Below are 11,039 nucleotides of genomic sequence, written 5' to 3' on the forward strand. Positions count from 1 at the left end.
CGTCGCTCAGGCAAAGGGACGTGGCCGGGCAAGGTGCATCAGCGCGGCGCCGGTTTCGATCCCCACCTGCCGCAGCCCGGTTAGCCGTTCAGTGTGCGAGTTGCTCACCGGCAGCGGCAGATGCGCCGGATCGCCTGACAGCAGCGTGCGCGCGGCCGCCGTGCCGAATACAGTGCCCGGCGCGATGCCGCGCCCGGAATAGCCATAGACCGCCAGCGCGTTTTGCGCCGGCATCAATACCTTTGGCAGGTGGTCGCCGGTCATGGCGATGCGCCCGCTCCAGGCATGCTCGAATGGCTGGTCCGCAAGTTCGGGAAAGACCGCCCGCAGCTTGCGCCGTGCCCAGGCGGCATGCACCGGGCTGGCCGGCCCCCCGACATCGCCGATCCCCCCCAGGATAAGCCGCCCCGCGCGGTCGATGCGAAAGGACGACATGACCGTTGCCGTGTCCCAGCAGCCCTCGCCGCCCGCCAGAACCCGCGCGCGCAGCGCCTCGGGCAGGGGGGCGGTGGCGAACTGGCTGTAGCAGACGGCCGCGTATCGCGGGGCTGCCAGGCCCTGCGCACCCTGGTGATAGGCGTTGGTGGCCAGCAGTACCGCCCCGGCGCGCAGGTTGTCGCCACCGGCGCCGATCACCCAGCCGTCGCCGTCGCGCCGGATATCCTGAACCGGCGTGCCCTGGTGAACGCGCGCGCCCGCCGCCGCCGCGGCCCGCGCCAGGCCCCGGGCATAGGCCAGCGGCTGGATCGTTCCGGCACGCGGATCGAGCAGAGCACCGTGAAACGCCGCCGATCCGGTGCGGCGCGCGGTTTTCGCCGCGTCCAGCAACTGCAGGGGCGCGCCCAGCCGGTTGCCCTGACGAAAACGCGACTCAAGATCGCGCAGCCCGGCGGGCGCATGGGCCAGGTGCAGGGTGCCGGCGCGGGTCGCCTCGCAGTCTATGCCCTCGTGCGCGATGATGTCGAAAACCGTCGCCGGGCCTTCTGCCAGCGCATTGAGCAGGCGCATACCAGCGTCCTGCCCGGCGGCTGCGATCACCGCGTCGGGGGGCAGCCACAACCCGGCATTCACCAGCCCGACATTGCGCCCCGATCCGCCATCGCCAATGGCGCCTACCTCGAACAATGCGACCGATGCGCCCTGGCGGGTGGCCTCCAGTGCGGCGGCGCAGCCGGTAAACCCGCCGCCAATCACGGCCAGATCCACCGCCGGCCCGCCTTTGAAAGGCTGTTCTGGCGCAGTTTCGCGCGCGGTGTCACGCCACAAGGTCCGGTCCTGGTTCACGCCCGCCTCCTGATGCCGCGTGCCTGTCTTATCAGCGGTTCTAGAGGGCCGGCAGGCCCCGCCGCAAGCCCCGCCTATGACCCCGCCTATGACCCCGACGATGACCGGGCGAGGCACGCGCATGGGGAATCGGGCCGCGCGGTGCCGTGGAGTCGGTGCCCAAACGTGGACAATGTGGCGATTTCGAGTCGTTTATCTTTGTTGACAATATGGTGGGGTCCGCAGCGTTGTAACGGTCCCAGGGGCATAGGTGCGGCGAAAAGGAGAAATAAGAAAATATAAATCAGTGCGTTAGGCTAATATCTCATATTTGGAAACAATATGTTTCCTGAATGTGAGTTTAACGGTATAAGCCTTCAGCTAGGTTGATTTGTGTCCGAAACATGGCGAAAATCTGCCTAACTTGGGGAAGTCCTCTCGGATTGAATGTGTGCGGAACGGCGTCCGACGGGCGCCGAGATGCTGGGTAAATGTGTAACCGCCGTCGGTCGCGGCAGGAAGTTGGGGCAATAATGTCCGACGTCTATCTCCATCCGGTTTCGATACGGTCTTCCGCGCGCCTTGACGTCAAGGCGTCGCTGGGGGCGACGTTCTATCCCGCGAACACCTCGGCCACGCCCTCACACCTCGGAACGGGGGCGCCGGCGGGTGCCCGCCAGCGTGGCCTTGGCAGTATCTACCGCCGCTTCGGCAAGCGGGCGTTCGACATCGCGCTGGTGCTGGCTTTCGCGCCGCTTTACCTGCCGCTGATAGGGGGCGCGGCGCTGATGCTGACGGTCGAGGGCGGCAATCCCTTTTACCGGCAGGAGCGGCTGGGCCGCAGCGGCAATCGCTTCACGATTTTCAAGCTGCGCACGATGGAGCGCGACGCCGAGCAGCGGCTGGAGGAAGTCCTGGCCGCCGACCCGGAGCTGAGGCGCGAATGGGACGTGACGCAAAAGCTGCGCCACGATCCGCGGGTGACGCGGGTGGGTGAATTCCTGCGCCGCACCTCGCTGGATGAACTGCCGCAGCTTTGGAACGTGCTCAAGGGCGATATGAGCCTGGTCGGCCCGCGCCCGATGCTGCCCGAGCAATTGCCGCTTTACGGCGACCCGGCGCACTATTTCGCGCTGCGCCCCGGCATTTCGGGCGACTGGCAGGTTAGCCGGCGCAACGAAGGCTCGTTCGCCGAGCGCGCGAGTTACGACGCCGATTATGATGCTGCCCTGTCGCTGGGGCGGGATCTTCGGATTTTGTGGAGAACGATCGGTGTGGTACGCAAGCGCACTGGATGCTGATCGGGGAGGGGGCACAGTAGGCCCGGGAAACCGGGCCCAAGCGATGGATGGATGATGTTCGAGCGATACAAGGCCATGTTTGAAGGGACCCCGGGCGATGATCCGGCGCAATTGTCCCGTTCAGGTCATGCCGGGGCTGCGCCTGGGCTGCCTGCGACAACGGCACCACGACTGCCGGCGGCTATGCTGGAGCTTGACGACTGGGACATGCTGAAACCCGCCTGGCGCGGTGGTCAGAACGTTGCGCGCCGCCGGCGTGAACGCCCGGTTGCCGTCACCCGGGCCATCGACGCGCTGCGCACCCAGCTCTTGCAGGCGATGAAGGCCGAGGGCTGTAGCCGACTGGCGATCACCGCCCCGACCAGCGGGTGCGGATCGACATATGTCAGCGTCAACCTGGCGCTGGGCATGGCCGCCATCCCCGATATCAGGACGGTTCTGCTGGATCTCAATCAGCGCAATCCCGGCGTCGCCGCGGCCCTGGGAAACACCCAGGAACAGCGCATCGCCGACCTGCTGGGCGGTGCGGTTGCGCCGATGGACTATCTGCGCCGTCATGGCGACAACCTTGCCGTTGCGCTCAATTCCGAGGTGCCGCCAAACCCGGCCGAGCTGCTGCAAAGCCAGAGCGCGGTCGAGATGCTGGATGAGCTAACCGGCGTTCTGACCCCGGATGTCATGCTGTGCGACATGCCGCCCCTGCTGGAGTATGACGACGTGATGGCATTCCTGCCGCAGGTTGACGCGGTGCTGCTGGTGGTCGACGGAACCCGGACGCACGCCCGCGAAGTCGCCCGCTGCCGGCAGATGCTGGAAGGGCGCACGACGCTGCTGGGGGTGGTGCTGAACCGGGGGCGGGCGCCGCGCGGCAAGGTCTGAGTGCAAGTGGCGGCCCGTATGGGCCGTGTATCGGTTTTTTGAATGGTCAGGACGGCAGGTATGGATCTTTCCGAGTGGATTGACGAGTTCAGGGACATGCTGCGCCGGCGTCTGGGGCTGATCCTGCGGGTGGTGCTGCTGGGCTGCGTGGCGTCGTTCCTGTTCGCGCTGTCGCAGACGCATCAATACACCTCGATGGCGGTGCTGCAGGTGCAGGGGGCCAAGGTGGCCGGTGCGCTGGCACCGCCTACCGTCATCGGGGTCGATGCCCGCGAGTTGCAGACCGTGGAACAGCGGATCATGGCGCATGACGCCATCCTGACGGTGGCCGGCCGTCTGGGCCTTCTGGACGACCTTGGCGGCCTTGCGGAAAGCGAAAAGGTGGCGTTGCTGCGCAGCTCGGTCAGGGTGTCGGGCGTGGCCGCGGCGCGGGGTGGCGAAACCGAAGACGGTGCGCTGTCGCTGGTGCGGGTTTCGGCCACCTGGGGCAACCGCGAAAGCGCTCAGGCGCTGGCGGCGGCGATTGCCGAGCGCACCATCGCCATGCTGGGTGACAAGCGGCTGGACCGCGCCGAAGAGACGCTGACCTTCTTTTCCCTGCGCGAACGCAAGCTGAAAGAGCAGCTTGCCGAACTTGAGGAAACCATCGCCGAATTCCGCGAAACCAACGATATGCCCGAGGCCGGCCCCCCGGCCGCGCAGGACCGCGAAATCGAGGCACTGAGGGCCGAGATACTGTCGGTCGAGCGCGAGATGGTCGTGCTGGAACGCCAGATCGACCGCATCGGGGACACGGCCGGCCTGACCCGCCTGGAACAGCAGCAGCGTGCGGACCTGCTGGAACGCCTCGCCGGGCTGACGGAACAGCGCGACTATCTGGTCAGGAACCTGCAGGAGGTGTCGACGGCCAGCGCCCGCACCCCCGAAATGCAGGTGCAACTGACCCGCTACATGCGCGAGATGGAGGCGCTGCGCCTAGAACTGCAGGATGTCAGCGAAAGCCGCAAGGCCGCCGAAATCGGCTTTCAGCTGGAGGCCGAGGGCCAGTCGGAACGGTTGAGCGTCCTGGAGCCGGCGTCGTGGCCTGACTACCCCTCGACCCCCTCGCGCACCAAGACGGCCCTGCTGGGAGCCTTTGCCAGCCTGCTGGCGGCGATCGGGCTGGCCTATCTGCTGGACGTGATGAACCCGGTCGTGCGCAGCGCGGCGGTGATGGAACGTGAGCTGGGGTTCGGCCCCGTCGTCACCATCCCCGAGGATCGGAGCATCGCGCGCCGGCCCGGGCGCCTGTCGCGGCTGACGCGATTGTGGCGCCGCCGCTGGCCGGCGGCATAGGAAAGCGGCGCGAAGGCCCGCCTCAGCCCACCGGTACCGCCGCGAGTGTCGCGATCGCGTCCCAGTGCAGTGCAATGGCGCCGGCTGCCAGCATCCAGACGATGACAAAGGCAACAGCGTCGTGCAGCCCGTCCCATGCCTCGTGACGGCGCGACAGCGCGATCAGGATCGGGTGGGTGACCAGCATCGCCACCCCCAGCGAGGCGATGCCGCCGATCAGCCCGAACAGGTACAGCCCCGCGACCATCAGCGCGATCTGCGCGCTGGCGCGGGTGGCGTTAAAGAAAAAGACGCGCCGCGAGTCCCCGGCAGCCAGTGCCGCCTGATCATAGCTCATGCCGATGGCGCGCGGCAGCAGTCCGCAGGCCAGCAGCACCACGATCGGCCCGGCGGCCAGGTAGCGGTCGTCATATAGCAGCGCCACCAGTGGTGGCCCGACATAGGCCATCGCCAGCAGCAGTGCGCACACCCCTGACGTCAGCAGCACGCGCATGCGCCGTAGTTTGCGCCGGTTTTCCGCCGATGCCGCCGGTGGGCGGTTGCGGTAGACCGGGATCAGCAGATCCTGCGCCACGGACTGCCCCAACGCCATCGGAAAGGTGGCGAGGAAAAAGCCGATATTGTATATGCCCAGTGTATCGAGGCTCAGCAGCTTGCCAAGAACGGCCTTGTCCCCCTGTGCGCCGACAAAGCCGAAGGCGGTGCCGAGGAATATCCATTTGCCGAAATGCAGCAGCTCGTGCAGGGCCGTGCCCTCGATGCGGAAACGGTCGTGCCGCCCGGGCAGCCCCACCCACATCATCGCGCAACGCAGCACGTTGGTCAGCACCCCGCCCAGCACCAGTGCCATGACCGATTGCGTCCACAACGCCAGCAACACCATGACCGAAAGCCCCAGAACCTGGCTGGAAATATCGAGCAGCGTCACCCGCCCCACCGTCAGGTGCCGGCGCGCCAGTTCGACCCGCGTGGGCCTCAGCCCGGTCGCCACCAGCGACAACCCCGCCACCGGCAGGTAGAGCGCCAGCGCGGGATGCTCGTAAAGCGCGGCAAAGGGATAGGCCAGCGCGACCGTCACCAGCCACAGCGCGGTGCCGCGCATCACCTGGATCGACCATGCGGTGTCCAGAAAGGCAGGGTCGTCGCCGCGCGGGCTGCGGGCCAGGGCCGGGCCGATGCCGACATCGGAGAACATCATCAGCCCCACGGTGACCATCGTCACCAGCGCCATGATGCCGAACGCTTCGGGGAACAGGATGCGGGTCAGGATCAGGTTGGAGCCAAGCCGGATCGCCTGCGACGCGCCATAGCCCACCACCACCCACGAGGTCGAGCGCACGAGGCGCGCGGTCAGCTCGGTGCCGCGAAAAAGATTTGCGATGCGCCTCATGATCTTGTCGCCGCCCTGATGATCGTCGCCACGCTAGAGCATACGGAATACGCTATGCAACGCCGCAGGAGAGGGGCAGAGCGCAGCAGCACCTTTCCTTGCGCGTCCGGCCCCTGTAGCGTGGGCCGAAACCGGCCGGGCAGGGTGGCAATGTGAAGATCGCCTATATCCTCAACACCTATCCGCAACCTTCGCACAGCTTCATCCGGCGCGAGCTGGCGGGGCTGGAGCGGCTGGGCGTCGAGGTGACGCGCATCGCCATGCGGCGCAACACCCTGCCGCTGGCCGACCCGCTGGACGTGGCCGAGGCCGGGCGCACGCAATATGTGCTGGGTGCCGGGGCGTTGCGCCTGCTGGGGGCGGTGCTGCGCGTCGCCCTGTCCCGTCCGGGCCGCTTTGCCCATGCGTTGCGCGGGGCGCTGGCGATGGGTGCGGCCTCGCCCCTCGGGCGGCTGCGGCACCTTGTTTACCTGGCCGAGGCGTGTTGTGTGCTGCTGCTGGTCCGGCGCGGGGGCTGTCAGCACATGCACGCCCATTTCGGCACCAACGCCGCCGCTGTCGCGATGCTGGTGCACCGGCTGGGCGGGCCGGGCTACAGTTTCACCGTCCATGGGCCCGAGGAATTCGATGCGCCCGCCGCGCTGTCGCTTGGCCCCAAGATGGCCGAGGCTGCCTTTACCGTTGCGATCAGCAGCTTCGGGCGCAGCCAGCTGTGCCGCTGGCTGCCGCATGATCGCTGGGACAGCATCAAGGTGGTGCATTGCGGTATCGACCCCGAGGCTTTTGCCGAGCCCGCGCCGATGCCCCCCGGCGGGCCGAAACTGGTGACCATCGGCCGGCTGGCGGAACAGAAGGGCCAGCTTGTGCTGATGCCGATGATGGAACGGCTGAAGGACGAATTGCCGGGGCTTGATCTGCGCATTCTCGGCGATGGCGAATTGCGCGGCGCGATGGAGGCCGAGATTGCCACGCGCGGGCTGGAACGGCACGTCACCCTGGCCGGCTGGCAGGACGAGGCTGGCGTGCGGGCCGCGCTGGCGGATTGCCACGCCCTGATCCTGCCCAGCTTTGCCGAGGGCCTGCCCATGGTGGTGATGGAGGCAATGACGGCGGGCCGGCCGGTGATCACGACCTGGGTCGCGGGCATCCCCGAGCTGGTGCAGCACGGCGTGACCGGCTGGCTGGTGCCGCCCGGCGACGCCGACGCGCTGGCGGTGGCGGTGCGGGCGCTGGCCGAAATGCCGCCAAAGGAGCGTGCCGAGATGGGGCAGGCCGGCCGCGCACGGGTGCTTGAGCGGCACGACATGTACCGCGAGGCGGAACGCCTTGCCGGTCATTTCCGGCAGGCCATATCGGGCGGCTGACACCATTCAGCGCCCGCGCGCCCAGCCGCCACTGCCGGGTATCGGCAGGCGCACGCACAGCGCCACTAGCGCATAGATGGCAAATCCGCCGGGATCGCGGAGCGCGGCAAGGGCCTTTTGCAGGGTGGCACCCGGTACATGGTCGCCGTTGCGCAGGAGTTCGGGATAGAGCGTCGCGATCTCGCGCACGCCCCGATCCTGCCGCCGGCGCACGCGGATGAGCGGGCCCAACCCCTCGACCATGGGCCAGCCATAGCGGTGGGGCACCTGTAGCCGCTCAGACGGGGCAAAGTTGAGCCGGGCAAAGGTGTCGTCGGAAATGATATCGGGCCATTCCCCCCAGCGCGCGCGTCCGGCGGTGTTGACGGCGAAAAGGCCAAAGCCCGGCACACCGGTGGACACGAATGGCAGGCGTTGCCAGAATCGCGCATAGGCACGGGACAGCGCGCTGCGCGCCGGTGCGACAACCGGCACGCCGCTGGCATAGCGTGCATCCCCGCCCTGCAACGCGTCGATCAGCGCCGGGATCAGCCCCGGTTCCACCGTCACATCGGCATCCAGGTAGATGCGGATCGGTGCCTCGGCCGCCTCGTCACCCCGTTGCAGCGCGCCGGGCTTGCCGCCCTCGGGCGTTTCCAGCACGCGCACCGGCCTGTCGGGGCGGGACAGTCGTTTGGCAGCCTGTCGCGCCACTTCTGCGGTGTTATCGGTGCAGCCATTGGCGACAACGATGGTCTCGAACGGCGCGGCCCCGTCGGTGGCCTGCACCGCCTTCAGGCACGCGCCGATATAGCCCGCCTCGTTACTGGCGGGGATGATAACCGAGGCAAGGGGGGCGTCCGTCATGGTGCTGCCTTGAACCGCTCAATAGCCTGCCAGCGCGGGTTTTCGTCGCCAAGGTGGCGCAGATGGCCCCAGCTGCCCCATTTAGTGGGGGTCGAGACATCGTTGAAAAGCGCGAACATCCCGCCGCCAAGATCGCCCCATCCGGTCAGAAGACGGTCGTAAAGCGCGGCCTTTTCGGGGGTGTAATTGAGATGGGTGTAAAACCCGGTCACGTCCTCGTCGCCAAGCTGCGCCCCCAGCCCCACGACATGGCCGCCGCCCTCATAGGCGATCAGGTCGAGGTTGTATCGCTGCGCGACCTCGGCGTGATAGGGCAGCATGGTGCCCAGCAGGTAATCCATCGTGTCAGACTTGCTGCCCGCCGCACCCGGGCCGGTCAGCGCCGCGATGGCCTGTTCGGTAGCGGTGTCATATCGGTGCGTGTCCACATGCGCCGCCAGCGCCTCGCCCGTCAGGCCCTGGGCGCGGCCGGTGCGCTCTGCCTCGGCGCGGCTGTGGTTGATCCATGAGCGAATGGTGGCGTGTCTTTTCTCGGCCCCCAGGAAGCCGCCGAAATAGCCGGTCACGGCATAGGCGTCGGCCAGTTCATGGGGCGGGGTGTTGGCATCGATGTCCTCGGCCACCCAGAGCGGGGCCTCAAGAATGGCCTTTTCCAGCCCAAGCCAACCCGTCTGGGTGCTGATGACCGTGACCAGGCGGTCGCGATCACCGGAAAATTCATCCGCCCAGATGCGCGCCATCCGGGCGAATTTCATGCCGTAGAAAACCTGCCACTTCCATTCCTGGCCCCAGCGCGCGCGGGCCTGGGCCTCGGCCCAGTCGGCCTGGGCGAACTGCCAGTTCCAGACCTCGTTGGAAAACTCGACATAGGCCCTCAGCCGCGGGTCAAGCGTTTCCACCACCAGCCGGGCAAAGGCGCGCTGATAGGTGTCGTCGCTCAGATGCGGCATGCAGAACCACGGCGCCGCGCCCAGCTCGTTGGCGAGGCGGATCATCACCTCGGCCGGAACGCCGGCAAGGGTATAGGAATAGTCATCGACACGGGGGCGGTCGGCCCAGTCGCCCTGGGTGGAATCGTTGGTCTTCATCCAGTCCATGAACCGCAGCGCAGCAAATCCCTGCATCCGGTGCAGCCAGTCGGGGTTGAACACCTCGCCGCGCTGAAAGGCATCGACGTGGTCCTGCCGCATGATGGTGATGTTGCGCACATAGTCGCCGGTCTTGCCGGGATCGGTGCGCTGGATCTTCACGTTGACCATGCCGCCGGGCACGAAATCGAAGGTCACGCTGTTGGGCCCGTAGCGGGTGTTGCGCACCGCGCCCGAGACCTCGACAATGCCCTGCCCGTCAAAGCGCAGCACATAGCGGCCTGCATGGATTTCGGCGTCAGCCGGCAGGTCGGTCAGCACCAGCGTCCCGATCGAGGACAGGTCGTCGGGTATCCTGGTCGGCCAGCCATGTTCGTCGAATACCCCGAGCGCGGCGAGTTCATCGTAACTCACCCCGCCCCATTGCCCCGGCTTGTGCCCGATCCAGCGCCGGGCGGTCTTCATCACGTCGATGAAGGGTTGTTCGCTGCTCCAGTCGCGCACCGGTGCAAGGTTCATCGCCAGTGGAAAGCCGCCTGCCCCCTCGCGCGCCGCTGCCGGCAGCGCGCTCAGCACCAGCGCCAGTATCAGCAGGATGCGCCGGATCATCCCCGCACCCCGGTTTCGGGCAGGTATGTCACCACCTCCCACACGATGCGCTGCATCAACTCGGCGGTGGCCGCGTCCGGGGCCTGTGCCGGGGTGCCGTCGGCGCGGCGCAGTTGGCGGGGCAGCCCCACGGGCGATTTCTGGTAGAGCACGGCGTAGTGGGTCAGCGTCACCAGATAGGCACCCATGTCGCCCAGGTGGATGGGGTCGGTGCTGCCATCCTCGCGCCGCTGGAAAAGGTCGTCGCGCGACCTGACTGCGCCGCTGCTGCGCTGCGCCTCGACCTCACGCACGAAACGCGCCATCACCTGCCCCGCCGGGATCAGGTAGACGGGGCGGGCGGGGGCGTTGCGGGTGATGTCGGCGGCCAGCAACGTGCCCTTCCAATAGCGGTCAAGATCGCGGTCAAGGCGGGTCAGCCAGCCCTCTGCGTCGTCCAGCCGGTGCCAGGTTTCATAGAGATACACGCGCGTTTCGCGGTTGGCATCGCGCGCCAGCGCCGCCCAGCGGGCCAGGTAGCGCCCGCTTTGATGATGCTTGATCGCATCGCGGATCTCGACCATCTCGGTCAGGATCACGGCGTCGTAGTCGCCCGACGCGACCGCCTCTCGCGCGGGGCGAAAGCGGGGGTGGTCGTTTTCGTCGGCAAAGCCCGCGATCTCTTCGCCCGGTTCCCAGTGGTGTTTCAGCGATGTGCCCCAGCCAAGCTGGCTTTCATACCTGTGTCCGGCGCCGGCAAGCTGGGCCAGCATCGCCGGCATGTCGCGCCCGACCAGGCTGTGCCCGAGGTGAAAGACGCGCATCCTCCCCACCGGTGGTGGCGGGGCCGGGCGCGTGTATATCTCTCGCACCGCCTGCGCCCCGGATTGGGGACGCGCAGACACCGCCCACATTATTGCCGCTGCGGCAATCAGCACCACTATACCCGCCAGCAGAGTCATCCGGTTGGCCATTCTGTGCATCT

At 67.3% G+C, this 11,039-nt stretch carries 9 protein-coding genes; 4 read left to right on the plus strand and 5 right to left on the minus strand.

All coding sequences use genetic code 11. The annotated features are described in order from the left end of the window. Positions 1-6: 6 nt before the first annotated feature. The gene (locus DL899_RS06330) at positions 7-1,284 is read right to left on the minus strand and encodes an NAD(P)/FAD-dependent oxidoreductase (RefSeq protein ID WP_239494626.1); all 1,278 of its coding nucleotides are present in this window, start codon (positions 1,282-1,284) and stop codon (positions 7-9) included. Positions 1,285-1,796: 512 nt separating this feature from the next. Between DL899_RS06330 and DL899_RS06335 the strand changes: the two genes are divergently transcribed. The 3 genes from DL899_RS06335 (at position 1,797) to DL899_RS06345 (ending at position 4,778) form a co-directional block, all read left to right on the plus strand. Next, entirely contained in the window at positions 1,797-2,564 is a 768-nt protein-coding gene (locus DL899_RS06335; RefSeq protein WP_111733152.1) for a sugar transferase, read from the plus strand. A 183-nt stretch (positions 2,565-2,747) separates the two neighbouring features. Continuing rightward, positions 2,748-3,443, plus strand: a complete 696-nt coding sequence (locus DL899_RS06340; RefSeq protein WP_111733153.1) for a CpsD/CapB family tyrosine-protein kinase — start codon at positions 2,748-2,750, stop codon at positions 3,441-3,443. 60 nt (positions 3,444-3,503) lie between these two features. Beyond that, positions 3,504-4,778, plus strand: coding sequence for a GumC domain-containing protein (locus DL899_RS06345; protein WP_111733154.1), 1,275 nt, complete (start codon positions 3,504-3,506; stop codon positions 4,776-4,778). Positions 4,779-4,800: 22 nt separating this feature from the next. Here DL899_RS06345 and DL899_RS06350 read toward each other — a convergent pair whose 3' ends face one another. After that, positions 4,801-6,168: an oligosaccharide flippase family protein gene (locus DL899_RS06350; protein WP_111733155.1), complete on the minus strand. Its 1,368-nt coding sequence runs from the start codon at positions 6,166-6,168 to the stop codon at positions 4,801-4,803. Positions 6,169-6,320: 152 nt separating this feature from the next. Here DL899_RS06350 and DL899_RS06355 point away from each other — a divergent pair, with 152 nt between their 5' ends. Then, a complete protein-coding gene (locus tag DL899_RS06355) occupies positions 6,321-7,532 on the plus strand; it encodes a glycosyltransferase (protein WP_111733156.1) in 1,212 nt (403 codons plus the stop codon). Positions 7,533-7,538: 6 nt separating this feature from the next. On the opposite strand, the gene DL899_RS06360 is transcribed toward DL899_RS06355, so the two are convergent. The 3 genes from DL899_RS06360 to DL899_RS06370 are packed head-to-tail and all read right to left on the minus strand — an operon-like array spanning position 7,539 to position 11,028. Continuing rightward, on the minus strand, positions 7,539-8,378 hold the full coding sequence (locus DL899_RS06360; RefSeq protein ID WP_111733157.1) for a glycosyltransferase family 2 protein: 840 nt from the start codon (positions 8,376-8,378) through the stop codon (positions 7,539-7,541). Beyond that, positions 8,375-10,075, minus strand: coding sequence for a hypothetical protein (locus DL899_RS06365; RefSeq protein ID WP_111733158.1), 1,701 nt, complete (start codon positions 10,073-10,075; stop codon positions 8,375-8,377). Before DL899_RS06365 ends, DL899_RS06360 begins: the two co-directional genes overlap by 4 nt. Then, positions 10,072-11,028 (minus strand): hypothetical protein, encoded by a 957-nt coding sequence (locus DL899_RS06370; RefSeq protein WP_239494627.1) that lies wholly within the window; start codon positions 11,026-11,028, stop codon positions 10,072-10,074. Before DL899_RS06370 ends, DL899_RS06365 begins: the two co-directional genes overlap by 4 nt. Positions 11,029-11,039: the final 11 nt, after the last annotated feature.

Origin of the sequence: Roseovarius amoyensis (genome assembly GCF_003260265.1) — a bacterium.
In the GTDB taxonomy this organism is placed as follows: Bacteria; Pseudomonadota; Alphaproteobacteria; order Rhodobacterales; family Rhodobacteraceae; genus Roseovarius; species Roseovarius amoyensis.